Below are 17,529 nucleotides of genomic sequence, written 5' to 3'. Positions count from 1 at the left end.
CCTTAGGCATCTTTTTTATGGAACTCATGTTATCGAACAAATGCTGTGACTGTTAATCAACAATACGCAGTAATTCGTTGATACCCACTTTACTGCGGGTTTTTGCATCGACTTTCTTAACGATAATAGCGGCATAGAGGCTGTACTTGCCACAGGCTGATGGTAAGTTGCCAGAAACAACCACAGAGCCTGCTGGCACACGACCGTAATGCACTTCGCCGGTTTCGCGATCATAAATTCGAGTACTTTGGCCGATATACACGCCCATAGAAATCACTGAGCCTTCTTCAACCACAACGCCTTCAACAATCTCAGAACGCGCACCGATAAAGCAGTTATCTTCGATGATAGTTGGGCCCGCTTGCAATGGCTCAAGTACGCCACCAATGCCCACTCCGCCAGATAAATGCACGTTTTTACCGATTTGTGCACATGAGCCAACCGTTGCCCAAGTGTCAACCATAGTGCCTTCATCAACATAGGCGCCTAAGTTCACATAGGATGGCATCAACACGGTATTTTTACCGATAAATGAGCCTTTACGTACTGTTGCCGAAGGCACTACACGAATGGCTTCCGCCTTAAAGCGGGCTTCATCATATTCGGCAAATTTTAACGGCACTTTGTCGAAGTATTTGGTTTCGGCGCCATCGATAACCACGTTATCGAAAATACGGAAGGACAGTAATACCGCCTTTTTCAGCCATTGGTGCACATGCCATTGTCCGTCGATTTTCTCGGCGACACGGACTTCACCTTTATCGAGCATATTGATGACATTTTGCACATCGCTGCGCACACCTGCGTCAACTGTGCTTGGTGTGATGTCGGCGCGCGCTTCAAAAGCCGCCTCAATACGTTGGCGTAAAGCCTCCATTTACTTCTCCCACTGGTCTCGTTAATTAACTGATTCGATATTCTTTGCACTCAGGGCACTGATTAAAGCATCCCTGAGGGTATTCTCTTGGGTTTCGTTAAGTTGCAAGCCATCATTAGTCTGCAGCATAAAAAAGTCTTCGGCTCGCTCACCAATGGTGGTGATTTTGGCCGCGAGTAATGTTGTGTTGCAACGGTAAAAGATATCCCCGACTTTTGCCAGTAATCCTGGCGAATCTAAGGCGATAAGCTCCATCATACTTGTACCATGACGACTGCTTTCGAGGAAACTCACTTGTGTCGGCACATTAAAAGGTTTCATCTTGCGCGATAGTTTTCTAAAGCGCGGCAGTTTTGGACTGTCGCTCGACAGGGCTTTCTCAAGCGCCTTACGGATACTTTGGATGCGTGAAAGCTGGCTAACGGGCTCACCATCTTGCTCTAAGATCACAAAGGTATCGAGGGCATAATTGTCTTTTGAGGTCATGATGTTGGCATCATGGACGTTGATATTTTTATTGTCGAGTACCGCCATCACAGTTGCGAACAATTTAGGTCTGTCTTGGCAATAGACAAATAGCTCAGTACCACCACGGGTGGTGTGTTTGGACACTAAGACTAAGGGCTCATCCTGTTGTTTGTGCTTTAAAATCGCTTCGGCGTGCCACGCGACTTGATTTGGCTGGTGGCGTAAAAAGTAATCGGCCTTAAAACGTTGCCACAGGGCATCGAGATCTTTCTCTTTCAATCCGCGGCGCAGCAGTTCTTTTTTCGCCTTGGCTTGGTATTCACGCACTCTGGCACGAATATCGACGGGTTTTTCTTTACCGCGGGCGAGCACTCTTTGGGTCGAAAAGTACAAGTCGCGTAGCAGTGAGCCTTTCCAGTTGTTCCAGGTTTTTTCGTTGGTGGCGCAGATATCAGCGACCGTTAAGCAGTACAGATAGCTTAAATGCACGGCATCGCGGACTTTATTGGCAAAGTCGGCCACCACATCGGGATCGGAAATATCACGGCGCTGGGCGGTGACAGACATCACCAGATGATTTTCAACCAGCCAAGCGACTAGACGGCCATCGTGATCATTTAATCCATGCAGCTTACAAAAGGCGAGGGCATCGCTGCTGCCCAGTTTACTGTGATCGCCACCGCGACCTTTGGCGATATCGTGGAAGATAGCGCCTAATACGAGTAAACCTTTTTTAGGCAGTTGGTTGATGAGAATCGAGCCTAAGGGAAATTCTTCTTTTTGTTCGGCTTGAGAAAAACGCTCAATATTGAGCAGCAATCTGTGGGTATGTTCATCGACTGTGTAGGCGTGGAACAGGTCAAACTGCATCTGACCTTCAATATTTCGCCATGCCGGTAAATAGGCCGATAACACGCCGTGTTTGTGCATTAAAGACAAGGCAACAATGCCGCGAGGATGGCGCAAAATTTCCATAAAGGCTTGGCGGCAAAGCGGGTTTTCTTGCAAGGCTTGCGGCTGGGCGCGTCTTGCACGGCGCAGTGAACGCAGTGTTGGCGCGTAAATGCCTTTGATGTTGGAGTTTTTAGCGACCAACAAAAATAGCCGCACAATTTCTTCGCCGCTATCGAACAGATCATCGCTTAGCGCTTCAATAAAAGTGCCGCGGCGCTGGTAGTGTTTATCTATCGATTGAATTTCTAAAGCTTTTGTGTGGCCCAGTGTTGCCCGTTTAAACAGCTGCAGCAACATTTCGTTTAGCTCCATCACTCGGCGTACCGTGCGATAGTAACGTTTCATCATTTGCTCAACAGCAAGCTGGGTGGCGTCTTCATACCCCATAAGTTCGGCAACTTGGCGTTGTACATCAAAGAGTAAGCGATTTTCATCGCGACCGACCACCATGTGCAGGGCAAAGCGTATCTTCCACAAAAAGTGCTGGCATTCGAGCAGCTCTTCTAGTTCACCAGGCTCTAAAAAGTCGTATTGGACTAATTCTTCGAGGCGAGCGGCGCCAAAGTGACGCATGGCTACCCAAGCAATGGTTTGAATATCCCTAAGACCACCGGGACAACTCTTGATATTGGGTTCTAAATCGAAGGCACTGGCTCTGGCATGGCGGGCATTTTGCTCATCCCGTTTTGCGATAAAAAAATCGCTTGAAGTCCAAAAGTCACTCTGACGAATCGCATCATAAAGTTGATCGAATAAAAATTCGGGTCCTTCAAGTAATCGTGCCTCTAACAGATTGGTGGCTATGGTGATTTCTTCACGGCCGAGGATAATCGTGTCGTTTAACGTACGGACACTGTGGCCGATTTCCAGATTGGCATCCCACAGAAAGGCAATAAACTGACTGAGTGCCGCTTCGGCGGCGGGTGACAAGATATCATTAAACAGGAACAGCAAGTCGACATCTGAGTGGGGATGCAGCTCCCCACGGCCATAGCCGCCCACGGCAATCAAGGCAATATCATATTCCCTTAGACCGTGCTGTTCCCAAGCTTGCTTGACAAGGGCATCGACAAATTGACAGCGCTGCGTGACGAGCTCTTCAATCGGGGTTTTAGCCTTAAAACTGGCCAAAAGAATCTGATTCTGTTCGATTAATGATTGTTTAGCGAGCAGAGCTATATTCATCGAGTCCCTTGTTTTTATGCTTGTTAGTGTGGCCTATCGCTCGTGATTGATGATACGTGGGAAATCCTCATCCTCACGCAGGGTAAGTACTTCAACCCCTTTTTCAGTCACCAGTAAGGTATGTTCCCACTGGGCTGAATTTTTACCATCGGAGGTCGTTACCGTCCACTTATCATCGCGATCGAGTATGGTCGTGTGGCGACCGGCATTGATCATAGGTTCAATGGTGAAACACATGCCTGGGCGTAATACTGTGTTATCGCCGTTACGGTAATGCATAACTTGAGGTTCTTCATGGAAACCTGAGCCAATACCGTGGCCACAATAATCTTGCACGATGGAATATTTCTCAAGGCCTGTTTTACTTGCTTTGATGAATTTTTCGATAGTATTGCCTATTTCACCCAGTTTTAAACCTGGACGAACCTTACGAATAGCTAAATACAGGCTTTCTTGCGCGATGCGGCACAGACGTTTGTCCTTCGCGCTCACTTCACCGATTAAAAACATCATCGAGGTATCGCCGTGATAACCGTCTTTAATCACTGTGATGTCGATATTGAGGATATCGCCTTCTTTCAATGGTGGGTTGTCGTTTGGAATGCCGTGGCAAATCACATGGTTTACAGAAGTACAAATGGATTTAGGAAAACCATGGTAGTTAAGCGGCGCCGAAATCGCACCTTGCTCTTCGGTATATTTGGCGCAGAGGTCATTGAGCTCATTGGTGGTCACGCCCGGTTTAACATGCGGCGCGATCATTTCTAATACCTGTGCGGCTAGTTTGCCCGCAGCACGCATTTTTTCAATTTCTTCAGCGGTCTTGATGACTATACTCATTGCGTTTTCTCTTGTGTCTTTAATGTCTGTTGGCCACGCAACCTAATGCAAAAATTTGTGCTTTAGGGCTATTTATGGTATAAAGCGCGCCGTTATGTTTAAGTCTTGATGAATTGTCCAAGCCAGCTTTTGCGCTGCTTTGATACTTGCAAGACTAAAGATGGCGGCCATTATACATGGCTATTTGTCTAAATACTAAATCACACACGTGTCGACACATTCTTCGGGGTGCCCTCAGTTGTTATATAAGGGGTCGAAGACATGGGATACGTGGAGGTCTAACCCCCTAAATTTTAAGGTAATAGAAATGACTACAGTTTCAATGCGCGATATGCTTCAGGCCGGTGTCCACTTCGGTCACCAAACCCGTTACTGGAACCCAAAAATGAAGCCATTCATTTTCGGTGCTCGCAACGGTGTTCACATCATCAACCTTGAGCATACTGTGCCAATGTTCAATGAAGCGCTAGCTTTCATCAGCAACGTAGCTTCAAAGAAAGGTAAAGTATTATTCGTTGGTACTAAACGTGCTGCTGGCGAAGCGATCAAAGAAGCTGCTCTGTCTTGTGACCAGTACTATGTTGATCACCGCTGGTTAGGCGGTATGCTGACAAACTGGAAAACCGTTCGTCAGTCAATCAAACGTCTGAAAGAACTGGAAAGCCAATCAGTAGATGGTACTTTCGACAAGCTGACCAAGAAAGAAGCGCTGATGCGTACTCGTGAGCTTGAAAAGCTGGAAAAATCTTTAGGTGGTATTAAAAACATGGGCGGCCTGCCAGACGTATTATTCGTCATTGGTGCTGACCATGAGCATATCGCTATTAAAGAAGCTAACAACCTGGGTATCCCTGTTGTTGCAGTTGTTGATACTAACTCTGCGCCAGATGGTGTTAACTACATCGTTCCTGGTAACGACGACGCTATGCGTGCTATCCGCCTGTACACTTCTTCTGTTGCTGCTGCTGCAAAAGCTGGCCGTGGTCAAGATTTGGCTGTTCAAGCTGAGCAAGACGGTTTCGTAGAAGCCGAATAATAATAAGGCGGGATGATTATCATCACCCTTATTAACCAAGATTTTTGATTGGTTAACAGGGGCCATTCGGCCCCTGTTTTATATCTGCAAATTAGTCGATTTTTTATAGAGGATTTAACAATGGCAATTACTGCTGCCCAAGTTAAAGAACTGCGCGACCGTACTGGCGCAGGCATGATGGATTGTAAAAACGCTCTGACAGAAGCTAACGGCGACATGGAGTTAGCAATTGACAACATGCGTAAGTCTGGCGCTGCTAAAGCTGCTAAAAAAGCGGGTAACATCGCTGCTGACGGTACAATTTTGATCAAGAATGGCGAAGGTTTCGCTGCGCTATTAGAAGTTAACTGTCAAACTGACTTCGTTGCTAAAGATTCAAACTTCTTAGCATTCGCGAACGCAGTATTAGATGCCGCTGCTGCATCTAAAGTGACTCTTGAAGATTTAAAAGCACAGTTCGAAGATGCACGCGTTGCATTGGTAACTAAAATCGGTGAAAACATCAACATTCGTCGTGTTGAGTACATCGATGGTGCAAACTTATCTTCATACCGTCACGGTGAGCGCATTGGCGTTGTTGTTGCCGGTGAAGCTGACGAAGAAACCTTAAAGCACATCGCAATGCACGTTGCTGCTTCTAAGCCTGAATACGTGAACCCAGAAGATGTTCCTGCAGAAATCGTTGCAAGAGAACAAGCTCTGCAAATCGAAATGTCAATGAACGAAGGCAAATCGGCAGAGATCGCTGAGAAGATGGTTCTTGGTCGTATGAAGAAGTTCACCGGTGAGATCTCTCTGACTGGTCAAGCTTACATCATGGAACCAAAGAAAACTGTTGGCGAAATTCTGAAAGAGAAAGGCGCTAAAGTCACTAACTTCATTCGTTTAGAAGTGGGTGAAGGTATTGAGAAGAAAGAAGAAGATTTCGCGGCTGAAGTTGCTGCTCAAATCGCTGCTTCTAAAAAGGCTTAATCGCCAACGCTAAATACCCCCAAGACCGCGGCAATAGCTGCGGTCTTGTTATGACCAGGATAAAAATTATGAGCACCAATCCAAAACCCGCATTTAGACGCATTCTTCTTAAATTAAGTGGCGAAGCACTGATGGGCGACGAAGGCTTCGGCATCGACCCTAAAGTATTAGATCGCATGGCTCAGGAAGTGAAAGAGCTGGTTGAGCTGGGTATTCAGGTGGGTGTGGTTATTGGTGGTGGTAATCTGTTTCGCGGTGAAGGCCTAGCAAAAGCAGGCATGAACCGTGTGGTGGGCGATCACATGGGTATGCTGGCAACGGTTATGAACGGCTTGGCAATGCGAGACGCCCTGCACCGTGCCTATGTTAATGCTCGTCTGATGTCAGCTATCCCGTTAAAGGGTGTGTGTGATGATTACAATTGGGCTGAAGCGATCAGCTTGCTAAAATCTGGCCGAGTGGTTATTTTTGCTGCCGGTACAGGTAATCCTTTCTGCACGACCGATTCTGCGGCCTGTTTACGCGGCATTGAAATCGAAGCTGAAGTCGTATTGAAAGGCACTAAAGTCGACGGTGTATACTCCGAAGACCCAATGAAGAACCCTGATGCCGTTAAGTATGATGAAGTGACTTATGCGGAAATTCTGGAAAAAGAATTAAAAGTAATGGACTTAGCCGCCTTTACTATGGCGCGTGATCACGACATGCCTATTTTAGTCTTCAACATGAATAAACCTGGCGCTCTACGCCGCGTTATCATGGGTGAAGAAGAAGGCACGCTGATCAGAGCGAAAAAAGTTATTTAATGACCAAGAAGGACATTTAACGTGATTGAGAACATTAAGAAAGATGCGCAAGAGCGTATGGGTAAATGCGTTGACGCGACTAAAAACCAAATGGCAAAAGTGCGTACCGGTCGTGCCCACCCAAGCCTGCTGGATTCCATTCAAGTCTCTTACTACGGCACTATGACGCCACTAAACCAAGTGGCTAACGTGGGCGTTGAAGATTCACGCACTCTGTCTGTGACTGTGTTTGACCGTAGTGCTATCCAAGCCGTTGAAAAGGCTATTATGAGCTCTGATTTAGGTCTGAACCCTATGTCAGCTGGCGCGACATTACGTATTCCATTACCCGCGCTGACTGAAGAACGTCGTAAAGACTTCATCAAAGTGGTGCGTAACGAAGCTGAAAACGGTCGTATTGCTATCCGTAACGTGCGTCGTGATGCTATTTCTGAAGTGAAAAAGCTTGAAAAAGCTAAAGCTTGTACTGAAGATGATGTGCGTCGCAGTGAAGAAGAAGTGCAAAAGTTCACCGATGCTCACATTAAAAAGGTCGATGAGATTTTAGCGGCCAAAGAAATTGAGTTGATGGAAGTCTAATCTCAGTTCGATAAGCTAGAGTTGATGCGCCGTGTAGGGGTATACTACACGGCGTTTGTCTATTTTAAAGGGCTGTATTAGATGTCATCCACAGTGGAACTTGATCCGCACCCTAGGACGAGTGAGAGTGATTTATACACTCAAACGACCTTGCCGGGACAATTGCCCGAACTCGTGAAACAGTCGTTACCTAAGCATGTTGCTATTATCATGGATGGCAATGGGCGTTGGGCACAAACCCAAGGTAAACCACGAGTGATGGGACATAAGGCTGGTGTTAAGGCCGTTAGAAGAGCCGTAAGCACGGCAAGCCAATTAGGCATTGAATCGCTAACCTTATTTGCATTTTCTAGCGAGAATTGGCGTAGACCCGATAAAGAAGTCAGCTTGCTGATGGAGTTGTTTTTTACCGTATTACAGCGCGAAATTAAATTGCTGGATAAGAATCAGGTTAAGCTCAACATTATTGGCGATATCAGCCGCTTTTCGGCGCGATTACAGAAGCAAATTGCTGCTGCTCAAGAGAAGACATCTCGCAATACTGGCTTGGTTCTGAATGTTGCGGCTAACTATGGTGGCCGTTGGGACATACTTCAAGCAGCACAAAAATTAGCGGAAAAGGTCGAAACTGGCGAAATGACCAGCAGTCAGTTCACCGAAGAAGCCTTAAGTGCACATTTGTGCATGCAAAATCAGAGTGAAGTTGATTTAATGATCCGCACGGGCGGGGACTGTCGCATCAGCAATTTTGTGCTGTGGCAGGCGGCCTATGCAGAATTGGTGTTTACCGACACCCTTTGGCCTGATTTCGATGAACAGGCTTTTCATGAAGCGATAGCCATTTTTGCAAGTCGCCAGCGCCGTTTTGGTCTGACTGGAAGTCAGATTGATGAGATGCGTGCATTGTAAAACCTCATGAGGGATTTTTTTTGCTAAAACAACGAATAATAACAGCAACTTGGTTAGTTCCATTAGTTTTGGGGGCGATATTTTTGCTCCCTGCCAGCTACTTCGCCTGGGCCTTAGTTGCCGTCTTCCTTATTGCAGCAAAGGAATGGGGAAGAATTATCGATAATCAGTGTGATGTCACTCAGTGGAGCTTTACCTTCACAGTCGGCATTCTATTGGTGGCAATTAATCTGATTGTGCCAATTGATGCAGTTTGGTTAAGCCACCAGTTACATCCTATCTATTTGGCCATTCTCTATATTGGTGCATTCTGGTGGTTAGCATCACTATTATTAGTGGTAACTTATCCTAAAAGCGCTAAGTTCTGGCAAAAGAATCCTATGTTTAAGTCCATGTTTGGACAGTTAACCTTAGTGCCTTGCTTTGTTGCTCTTATCGCGCTCAAATCCATTAGCTCACAAACTTCACCCTATTACGGCCCAGTATTAGTACTGTTAGTGATGTTGATTGTGTGGGCCGCAGATTCTGGGGCTTACTTCGTCGGTAAAGCGATAGGTAAAACGAAACTGATGCCTGCAGTGAGCCCTGCTAAAACCTTGGAAGGCCTAGTTGGTGGTTTAGTGACGACTATGCTCGTGGTTGCAGGTGTTATGTATTATTCGCCAGAGCAAGAACTGGGTTTAGTTGTGGCAGTGACCTTATTTGTTGCTTTAGTGTCAGCGCTGGGCGATTTATCTGAGAGTATGTTTAAGCGTGCGGCCTGTATTAAAGATTCTGGCACTATTTTGCCCGGTCACGGCGGCGTGCTCGACCGCATCGACAGCCTGACTGCAGCCTTGCCGGTGTTTACCCTGATCTACATTGCATTCTGGATGTAACGCTATGCAAAATATGGTGATTTTGGGTGCTACCGGTTCAATTGGTGCTAGTACCTTAAGCGTGATTTCGGCTAATCCATTGGCTTATAGCATCTACGGATTGGTTGCCAATGCGAGCGTTGATAAGATGCTGGCTTTGTGTGTAGCCCATAAACCGAAAGTTGCGCATATGGTGGATGAAGAGGCTGCGAAACAGTTACGCGCCGTTTTACCCGCTGCGCTCAATATCCAAGTCACTACTGGCATGAACGATTTACTCGGTTTAGTGACGGCTGCCGATGTGGATACTGTAATGGCAGCGATTGTCGGGGCGGCAGGGCTAGTACCAACCCTTGAAGCCGTGAAGGCGGGAAAGCGAGTATTACTGGCCAATAAAGAAGCTTTAGTCATGTCGGGTGAGTTGTTTATTGAGGCGACTAAGCGCTCTGGTGCTGTGCTCTTGCCCGTGGACAGTGAGCATAATGCTATCTTTCAATGTTTACCCCTAGAAGTGCAAGCTAACCTCGGCCGTTGCGATTTAGCTGCGTCGGGTATATCCCATATTTTGTTAACCGGTTCTGGCGGGCCTTTCCTGCGGTCGGATCTTGCGACACTTGCGGCCATGACGCCTGCCCAAGCCTGTAAACACCCTAATTGGTCCATGGGACCTAAAATCTCTGTTGACTCCGCCACTATGATGAATAAGGGTTTAGAGTTCATTGAGGCGCGGTGGTTGTTTAATACTCAGGCTGAGCAACTTAAAGTGGTTATTCATCCGCAAAGCGTGATCCACTCTATGGTGCAGTACCGTGATGGTTCGGTTATCGCCCAAATGGGTAACCCAGATATGCGCACACCGATTGCCCATTGCATGGCTTATCCGCAAAGAATTCATTCGGGCGTTGAACCTTTAGATTTTTTCAAAGTCGGACAGTTAAGCTTTTATGAACCTGATTTTGAACGTTTCCCTTGTTTGGCTTTGGCTATGGAGGCGTGTGCCCAAGGCCAAGAGGCAACAACCGTATTAAATGCTGCCAATGAGGTCGCTGTTGAAGCATTCTTGCAGGGGCAAATTGGTTTTACGCAAATTGCAAAAGTGAATGAAGCTTGTTTAGTCACTGTGCCTAAACGTCCTATGGGCAGCATAGAAGATATTTTAGCCTTAGATGCGCAAACCCGCGTCTATGCGCGTGAGACATTAGCAAGCATCGCTTAGCAATAGCTGAGTGATTAAATTTATAACGTAAGGAGTGGGATGTTAGATTTTTTATGGAACTTAGGTTCTTTCATCGTTGCACTGGGTCTGTTAATTACTGCCCACGAATACGGCCATTTCTATATCGCGCGACGTTGTGGCGTGAAAGTCGAACGTTTCTCCATTGGTTTTGGTAAGGCTATTTGGCGCCGTGTTGGTAAAGACGGCACTGAATATGTGTTAGCCATGATCCCCCTTGGCGGCTATGTCAAAATGCTCGATGAGCGTGTTGAAGACGTTCCCGATGAATTAAAAGATCAAGCGTTCAATCGTAAAACCGTATGGCAACGTATTGCGATTGTGGCCGCAGGTCCAATTGCTAACTTTATTTTTGCCATCGTTGCTCTGTATTTTATGTATTTGATTGGTGTGCCATCACTTAAGCCTGTGATCACCTCGACGATACCCGGAACTGCTGCTGCGCAAATTCAAATCACAGAGCCAATGCAAATAACGGCCATTTCCGGTCAGGCTGTGCGTAACTGGGAAGAAGTGAATTTAGCTTTAGTCGGCCATATAGGTGATGAAAGTCTGAGTGTATCGCTAACGCCATTGAATGGTTTGCAAGGTTTGGATTCTAGTGCGCGGTCTTACACCTTAGATACGCGTAATTGGCGTTTTGACCCTGAAAAAGAATCCCCGATTACGGCATTAGGGTTAGGGATTTATCGTCCCGAAATCGTCCCCACCATTGCTGCGATTAGTCCTGACAGTGCCGCTGCGAATAGTGAGCTAAAAGTCGGTGACACCTTAGTTGCTATAAATGGTAAAAATTATACCGATTGGCAGGCTTTTGTTGACATTATTCAACATTCTGCCAATGTGCCTGTGAGTTTAACTGTGCGTCGCAATGGCGAACAGTTTAATGTGGCAGTGACACCCTTAAGCAGTAAAAATGCCGATGGCCAAGAGATAGGTATGCTCGGGGTGAGCCCAACCCAAGCACAATGGCCAGACAATATGCGTTTACAACTTGAATATGGACCAATCGATTCTTTCGGCATCGCAGCGGATAAAACATGGCAACTTGTTGCTGTGAGCTTTAAGATGATTGGCAAATTATTTACCGGCGATGTGTCGGTGAAAAACCTGAGTGGACCCATTTCGATCGCACAGGGTGCGGGCAGTAGTGCAAACTATGGCTTGGTCTATTTTCTCGGGTTCCTCGCGCTCATCAGCGTCAATTTAGGCATCATTAACTTGCTGCCTTTACCTGTGCTCGATGGGGGACACCTGCTGTATTACTTTATTGAAGTAATAACTGGTAAACCTGTACCTGAAAAGGTGCAGGAAATAGGATTCAGATTTGGGGCAGCAATACTGCTGATGTTGATGAGCGTTGCGCTTTTCAATGATTTTGCCCGACTCTGAGCAAGGACAGACTAATAATTAGAAGTGCTCTATGAGATTGAATAAACTTTTTGCCTCGATGTTATTCGTCGGTGCGTCGTTTTCAGGGACTGTGTTGGCTGATACATTCCAACCGTTTGAAGTGACCGACATCCAAGTTGAAGGTTTGCAACGAGTTGCACTCGGTGCTGCCTTGTTAAGCTTACCAGTAAAAGTAGGTGACACTGTTGACCAGTTAAGAATCCAGCAAGCGATTAAAAGCTTGTATGCATCGACTAACTTTGAAAATGTCTCCGTGAGCCGAGATGGCGGCGTATTAGTGGTGAAAGTCACTGAGCGTCCAACTATCAGTGCGGTGACATTCGATGGCAACAAAGACATTAAAGACGAACAGTTACAGGAAAGTCTGGACGGTTCTGGCGTTAAAGTCGGTGAGTCGCTCGATCGCACTATGTTGACCGGTATTGAAAAGGGTCTGCAGGATTTCTACTACGGCGTGGGTAAATACGGCGCGAAAGTGGAAGCCCAAGTGATTAACTTACCCCGTAATCGGGTTGAGCTGAAATTTAAGTTTACCGAAGGTTTAGCGGCCGAAATCCGCCAAATTAACGTGGTCGGTAACAAAGAGTTCACCGATGCTGAACTGATCGGCATGTTGGAACTTAAAGATTATGTGGCTTGGTGGGATCTGTTCGGCGAACGCCGTTATCAGAAGCAAAAGCTGCAGGCCGATCTCGAGACCATCAAAACCTATTACCACAATAAAGGTTATATCCGCTTCGAAGTCACTTCGACTCAAGTGGCTATGACGCCTGACCGTAAAGGTTTATATATCACCATCAACGTAGACGAAGGTGAGAAATATAAAGTTAAAGAAGTAAACCTGACGGGTGATTTGATGGGTCGTGAAGAGTTGATGAAATCAATTCTGCCAATCAAAGCGGGTGATATGTACAACGGCGGTGATGTGACTTTCACCGAAGAAATGTACAGCAAGTATTTAGGCCGCTTCGGTTATGCTTACCCTGAAGTGAAAACCTACCCTGAAATTGATGATAAGACTAAAGAAGTCACCTTAAACATCAATGTTAAACCGGGTAAACGTGTTTACGTACGGGCGATTAACTTCACTGGTAACACAGTGACTAAAGATGAAGTGATGCGCCGTGAGCTGCGTCAGATGGAAGGCGCTTGGTTAAACTCAGCGCAAGTTGAGCAATCTAAAGCGCGTCTTAACCGTTTGGGCTTCTTCGAAACCGTTGACACTGAAACCATTCAAGTGCCGGGTACCGATGACTTAGTTGATGTTGCGGTTAAAGTGAAAGAGCAGCCATCGGGCTCATTTAACGCGGGTGTCGGTTATGGTACTGAATCAGGCCTGAGCTTGCAGTTTGGTGTACAACAAAACAACTTCTTAGGTACAGGTAATCAAGCGGGTATTAGCTTGAGCACCAACAAGTACTCTAAAAACGTTAACTTATCCTATACCGATCCGTACTGGACAAAAGACGGTGTGAGTTTAGGCGGGAGCGTTTATTGGAGTGAGTTTGACGCCAATGAAGCTAACTTAGAACGCTATAAAAACAGTTCGTATGGTGTGGCACTTAACTCGGGTTTCCCGATTAACGAATACAACCGTATCAATGGTGGTATTGGCTATCGTCACAACACGATCTCTGAGATCTCAGCTTATGAGCAGGCACTGCGTTTCTATAACATCTATCGTGATGACGATCCAAACGCGGACTTAAGTTTCGATAACTTCGAACTCAGCCTGGGCTGGTATCGTAGCACCTTGAACCGTGGCACTTTCCCAACAGACGGCTCTTCTCAGCGTCTGAACGGCAAAATGACTTCGCCAGGGTCTGATTTACAGTATTTTAAGACAGACTTTGACACTAACTACTATTTCCCTGTTAACCGCAGTCAGAGCGTTGTGCTCTTGGCCCGTGGTCGATTAGGTTATGGTAACGGTTATGGTCAATTTAATGATAATGACCAAATTCTGCCTTTCTGGGAAAACTATTACTCAGGTGGTAGTAGCTCGCTACGTGGCTTTAAGTCTAACTCTGTAGGCCCTCGTTCATTCTATCTCTATCGAGGTAGTGAACCGTGTGCACCGGATCCATCGGGCGATGGCTGTAGCTTGCCTGGCGATCCTAATAGTATCCAAGTCAGTTCTGGCCGCTCTATCGGTGGTAATGCCCTTGCAACGGCAAGTATGGAGTTGATTGTACCAACCCCATTTTTGGATGAGGCTTACACTAACTCAGTTCGTACTAGCTTCTTCGTCGATGCGGGTAACGTCTGGGATACTGAGTTTGATTACGAGTCATATCAAACACTTCCGGCGGACGAGTTTGCTAAGTTACAAGACTATAGTGATCCAGCTCGCCTGCGCGCCTCTTGGGGCTTGAGTGTGCAATGGTTATCACCTATGGGACCTATGGTGTTCAGCTTGGCGTGGCCGCTTAAAGAATATGAAGGTGACCAAACGGAGATCTTCTCTTTCAATATTGGCAAAACTTTTTAAAAGGCATACACTCGGCAAGTTTTGCTGACAATAACAAGGTAACAAGGAGTTTATTTTGAACAAGATGGTAAATTGCGCGCTGATGACGTTAGTTTTGTTAGGCGCGCCGTTAGTGGCACATGCTGAGAAAATTGCCGTAGTGGATATGGGCGCTGTGTTTGAACAGCTCCCACAACGTGAACAGATCTCCCAATCTCTGAAGAAAGAGTTTGGTGATCGCGTAGCTGATGTCCAAAAAATGCAAGAAGAAATGCGTTCTCTGATGGAGAAGCAGCAACGTGACGGTGCGTTAATGAACGATGCACAAAAAACTGAGCTGGTTCGTAAAATGGAATCGCTAAAATCTGAATATCAGTTAAAAGGCAAAGCATTGGATGAAGACCTACGTCGTCGCCAAGGTGAAGAGCAAAATAAACTGTTAGTTAAAGTGCAAAAAGCCATCAACACTATCGCTGAAAAAGACCAATATGATTTGGTATTACAACGTGGTGCTGTCATTTATGTTAAGCCTAACGCTGACATCAGTGGCAAAGTGGTTGAAGCCTTAAGCAAAGGCAAGTAATAGATGAATAGTGTGACTTTAAAAGAGCTATGCCTGTTATTAGACGGTGATATCCAAGGCGACGAAACGCTAATTATTAATAGTGTGGCGACCTTAGAAAATGCCAAGGCGGGTCAGATCTCTTTTTTAGCCAACAGTAAATACCGCTCTCAGCTTGAGGCAACTCAAGCGAGTGCGGTGTTATTGTCAGCTAAAGATGCGCAGGATTATCAAGGTACTGCGTTAATTGTAAAAGATCCATATGTCGGTTTTGCCCGTGTTGCTCAGTATTTGGACACGACACCCAAAGCGGCGGTGGGCATCCATCCTTCGGCTCAAATTGATCCTTCAGCCCATTTAGGGGAAGGTGTCGCTATTGGCGCGAATGCTGTGATTGGTGCGAACGTCATTTTAGGTGAAAATGTGCAGATTGGTGCCGGTGTTGTGCTGGGACAAGATGTGGTTATTGGCTCAAAAACACGTTTGTGGGCTAATGTCACCGTCTATCACGATGTGCATTTAGGGCAGGATTGTATTATCCATTCGGGTGCCGTATTAGGCTCAGATGGTTTTGGTTATGCTAACGAACGTGGTCAGTGGATTAAAATTCCGCAGACAGGTGGCGTGCGTATTGGCGATCGGGTTGAGATTGGTGCTAATTCAACGGTAGATCGTGGGGCATTAGGCCATACAGAGATCCACGACGGTGTGATTATTGATAACCAAGTGCAAATTGCCCATAACGATATAATCGGCGAAAATACTGCTATTGCAGGCAGTACTACTGTTGCTGGCAGTGTCACTATTGGTAAATATTGTATTATTGGTGGTAGCTGTGCCATCGCAGGTCATTTGAGCATAGCCGATGGTGTGCATGTGTCTGGTGCTACCAATATCACCACTAATATGCGTGAGCCTGGCTTATACTCTTCTGCCACCGTGGCAATGGACAATAAACTTTGGCGTAAAAATACAGTTCGTTTCCGTCAGTTAGATGAACTGTTCCAGCGTGTTAAAACGTTGGAAAAAAATTTAAAAACACCAGATTAATTGCCCCAAGGCAATTTGAGGAACTCGGTTCGTGTCTAATCAAATGAACACTATGGATATTAAAGAAATACTTAAATATCTACCCCATAGATATCCATTCCTATTGATCGATCGTGTGCTTGATTACACTCCTGGTGTTAGTCTGCAGGCGATCAAAAACGTTTCAATAAATGAGCCATTTTTTCAGGGACATTTCCCGATACAACCTGTGATGCCAGGTGTGCTTATTTTAGAAGCGATGGCGCAGGCAACTGGCCTGTTAGCCTTTAAAACGATGAGTAGTGATGTACCACCACCAGGTGTGTTGTATTACTTTGCTGGTATCGATAATGCGCGTTTTAGACGTGTGGTTGAGCCAGGAGATCAAATTCATTTTGATGTCAAAATGATTAAAGAGCGCCGCGGGATTGGCGTTTTCTACGGTGAGGCCAAAGTGGATGGTGAAGTGGTTTGTTCCGCTGAAATCATGTGTGCCCGCAGAGAGATTAGTCAGTGATAGATACATTAGCGTTTGTGCATCCCGATGCAAAAATTGGCAATAACGTCACTATTGGCCCTTGGACCTATATCGGTGCGGGCGTCGAAATTGGTGATGATTGTTGGTTGAGTTCCCATGTGGTGGTCAAAGGCCCAACGATTATCGGCAAAGGGAATCGTATTTTTCAATTCGCCTCCGTTGGTGAAGAATGCCAAGACAAAAAGTACGCTGGCGAGCCGACACGACTGATCATTGGTGACAATAATGTGATCCGTGAAAATGTGACCATTCACCGCGGTACAGTTCAAGATAACAGTGAAACCCGTATTGGGTCGAATAACCTGTTGATGAACTATGTGCATATCGCCCATGACTGTGTGGTCGGCGATAATGTCATCATGGCGAATAACGCATCTATTGCAGGTCACGTGCACGTCGGTGACTGGGCGATTTTAGGCGGTATGACAGGTGTGCATCAGTTTGTGCATATTGGTGCCCATGCATTTACTGCTGGTTGTTCTTTAGTACTGCAGGATGTGCCTCCCTTTGTGATGGCAGCGGGTCAACCGACAGTGCCTCGTGGCTTAAACAGCGAAGGTATGAAGCGTCGCGGTTTTTCTAAAGAAAGCCAGTTAGCCGTGCGTCGTGCTTATAAAACCTTATACCGTAGCAGTTTAACGGTAGAAGAAGCGATTGAAGCATTAGCTGAAGATGCGCAGAACGATGAGCAAGTCAAATTACTGCTTGAGTTTGTAAAGTCATCGAGTCGCGGCATTATTCGCTAACTTGATGACCACATGACAACAAAAGGGCATTTTTATGCCCTTTTGTATTATTGG

General features: G+C 46.1%; 16 protein-coding genes. 13 read left to right on the top strand and 3 right to left on the bottom strand.

The window, feature by feature from the left end:
- Positions 1-52 precede the first annotated feature (52 nt).
- Genes dapD through map form a run of 3 tightly spaced genes read right to left on the bottom strand, consistent with a single transcriptional unit; the run spans position 53 to position 4,348 of the window.
- A complete protein-coding gene (gene dapD / locus HQQ92_RS12935; protein WP_028760609.1) occupies positions 53-877 on the bottom strand; it encodes a 2,3,4,5-tetrahydropyridine-2,6-dicarboxylate N-succinyltransferase in 825 nt (274 codons plus the stop codon).
- A 21-nt stretch (positions 878-898) separates the two neighbouring features.
- Complete coding sequence (gene glnD, locus HQQ92_RS12930; RefSeq protein ID WP_173245849.1) at positions 899-3,484, bottom strand: bifunctional uridylyltransferase/uridylyl-removing protein GlnD; 2,586 nt, start codon at positions 3,482-3,484, stop codon at positions 899-901.
- Between the two features lie 33 nt (positions 3,485-3,517).
- Positions 3,518-4,348, bottom strand: a complete 831-nt coding sequence (map, locus tag HQQ92_RS12925) for a type I methionyl aminopeptidase (protein WP_226058787.1) — start codon at positions 4,346-4,348, stop codon at positions 3,518-3,520.
- A 283-nt stretch (positions 4,349-4,631) separates the two neighbouring features.
- On the opposite strand from map, the gene rpsB reads away from it, so the two are divergent.
- The 13 genes from rpsB to lpxA all read left to right on the top strand — a co-directional run bounded on the left by rpsB (position 4,632) and on the right by lpxA (position 17,475).
- Positions 4,632-5,360: a 30S ribosomal protein S2 gene (gene rpsB / locus HQQ92_RS12920; protein WP_028760607.1), complete on the top strand. Its 729-nt coding sequence runs from the start codon at positions 4,632-4,634 to the stop codon at positions 5,358-5,360.
- 120 nt (positions 5,361-5,480) lie between these two features.
- Positions 5,481-6,332 carry a translation elongation factor Ts gene (tsf, locus tag HQQ92_RS12915; RefSeq protein ID WP_028760606.1) on the top strand — a complete coding sequence of 284 codons (852 nt, stop codon included), beginning with the start codon at positions 5,481-5,483 and terminating at the stop codon, positions 6,330-6,332.
- Positions 6,333-6,400: 68 nt separating this feature from the next.
- Positions 6,401-7,138, top strand: coding sequence for a UMP kinase (pyrH, locus tag HQQ92_RS12910; protein WP_006080981.1), 738 nt, complete (start codon positions 6,401-6,403; stop codon positions 7,136-7,138).
- 21 nt (positions 7,139-7,159) lie between these two features.
- Complete coding sequence (gene frr / locus HQQ92_RS12905) at positions 7,160-7,717, top strand: ribosome recycling factor (RefSeq protein WP_012088724.1); 558 nt, start codon at positions 7,160-7,162, stop codon at positions 7,715-7,717.
- A gap of 81 nt (positions 7,718-7,798) precedes the next feature.
- Complete coding sequence (locus HQQ92_RS12900) at positions 7,799-8,626, top strand: isoprenyl transferase (protein WP_028760605.1); 828 nt, start codon at positions 7,799-7,801, stop codon at positions 8,624-8,626.
- 20 nt (positions 8,627-8,646) lie between these two features.
- Positions 8,647-9,504 carry a phosphatidate cytidylyltransferase gene (locus tag HQQ92_RS12895; RefSeq protein ID WP_105249720.1) on the top strand — a complete coding sequence of 286 codons (858 nt, stop codon included), beginning with the start codon at positions 8,647-8,649 and terminating at the stop codon, positions 9,502-9,504.
- A 4-nt stretch (positions 9,505-9,508) separates the two neighbouring features.
- Complete coding sequence (gene ispC, locus HQQ92_RS12890; protein ID WP_173245846.1) at positions 9,509-10,699, top strand: 1-deoxy-D-xylulose-5-phosphate reductoisomerase; 1,191 nt, start codon at positions 9,509-9,511, stop codon at positions 10,697-10,699.
- A 39-nt stretch (positions 10,700-10,738) separates the two neighbouring features.
- Positions 10,739-12,109, top strand: a complete 1,371-nt coding sequence (rseP, locus tag HQQ92_RS12885; RefSeq protein ID WP_173245843.1) for a sigma E protease regulator RseP — start codon at positions 10,739-10,741, stop codon at positions 12,107-12,109.
- A 31-nt stretch (positions 12,110-12,140) separates the two neighbouring features.
- The gene (gene bamA, locus HQQ92_RS12880) at positions 12,141-14,621 is read left to right on the top strand and encodes an outer membrane protein assembly factor BamA (RefSeq protein ID WP_131523800.1); all 2,481 of its coding nucleotides are present in this window, start codon (positions 12,141-12,143) and stop codon (positions 14,619-14,621) included.
- Between the two features lie 64 nt (positions 14,622-14,685).
- Positions 14,686-15,183, top strand: coding sequence for an OmpH family outer membrane protein (locus HQQ92_RS12875; RefSeq protein ID WP_028760600.1), 498 nt, complete (start codon positions 14,686-14,688; stop codon positions 15,181-15,183).
- 3 nt (positions 15,184-15,186) lie between these two features.
- Positions 15,187-16,212 (top strand): UDP-3-O-(3-hydroxymyristoyl)glucosamine N-acyltransferase, encoded by a 1,026-nt coding sequence (gene lpxD, locus HQQ92_RS12870; protein ID WP_105249717.1) that lies wholly within the window; start codon positions 15,187-15,189, stop codon positions 16,210-16,212.
- 31 nt (positions 16,213-16,243) lie between these two features.
- Positions 16,244-16,708 (top strand): 3-hydroxyacyl-ACP dehydratase FabZ, encoded by a 465-nt coding sequence (gene fabZ / locus HQQ92_RS12865; RefSeq protein WP_006080990.1) that lies wholly within the window; start codon positions 16,244-16,246, stop codon positions 16,706-16,708.
- Positions 16,705-17,475, top strand: coding sequence for an acyl-ACP--UDP-N-acetylglucosamine O-acyltransferase (gene lpxA / locus HQQ92_RS12860; protein WP_173245840.1), 771 nt, complete (start codon positions 16,705-16,707; stop codon positions 17,473-17,475). The genes fabZ and lpxA overlap by 4 nt, the downstream gene beginning before the upstream one ends.
- Positions 17,476-17,529 lie beyond the last annotated feature (54 nt).

This window comes from Shewanella sp. DC2-4, from assembly GCF_013248875.1.
Lineage (GTDB): Bacteria > Pseudomonadota > Gammaproteobacteria > Enterobacterales > Shewanellaceae > Shewanella > Shewanella oncorhynchi.
This window is presented reverse-complemented; position numbering and strand designations above follow the sequence as displayed.

Excerpts from the sequence above, each read along its gene's own strand:
- pyrH (WP_006080981.1), top strand. The coding sequence starts at position 6,401 with ATGAGCACCAATCCAAAACCCGCATTTAGACGCATTCTTCTTAAATTA.
- rseP (WP_173245843.1), top strand. The coding sequence starts at position 10,739 with ATGTTAGATTTTTTATGGAACTTAGGTTCTTTCATCGTTGCACTGGGT.
- tsf (WP_028760606.1), top strand. The coding sequence starts at position 5,481 with ATGGCAATTACTGCTGCCCAAGTTAAAGAACTGCGCGACCGTACTGGC.
- rpsB (WP_028760607.1), top strand. The coding sequence starts at position 4,632 with ATGACTACAGTTTCAATGCGCGATATGCTTCAGGCCGGTGTCCACTTC.
- ispC (WP_173245846.1), top strand. The coding sequence starts at position 9,509 with ATGCAAAATATGGTGATTTTGGGTGCTACCGGTTCAATTGGTGCTAGT.
- lpxD (WP_105249717.1), top strand. The coding sequence starts at position 15,187 with ATGAATAGTGTGACTTTAAAAGAGCTATGCCTGTTATTAGACGGTGAT.
- HQQ92_RS12900 (WP_028760605.1), top strand. The coding sequence starts at position 7,799 with ATGTCATCCACAGTGGAACTTGATCCGCACCCTAGGACGAGTGAGAGT.
- bamA (WP_131523800.1), top strand. The coding sequence starts at position 12,141 with ATGAGATTGAATAAACTTTTTGCCTCGATGTTATTCGTCGGTGCGTCG.
- glnD (WP_173245849.1), bottom strand. The coding sequence starts at position 3,484 with ATGAATATAGCTCTGCTCGCTAAACAATCATTAATCGAACAGAATCAG.
- dapD (WP_028760609.1), bottom strand. The coding sequence starts at position 877 with ATGGAGGCTTTACGCCAACGTATTGAGGCGGCTTTTGAAGCGCGCGCC.
- HQQ92_RS12875 (WP_028760600.1), top strand. The coding sequence starts at position 14,686 with ATGGTAAATTGCGCGCTGATGACGTTAGTTTTGTTAGGCGCGCCGTTA.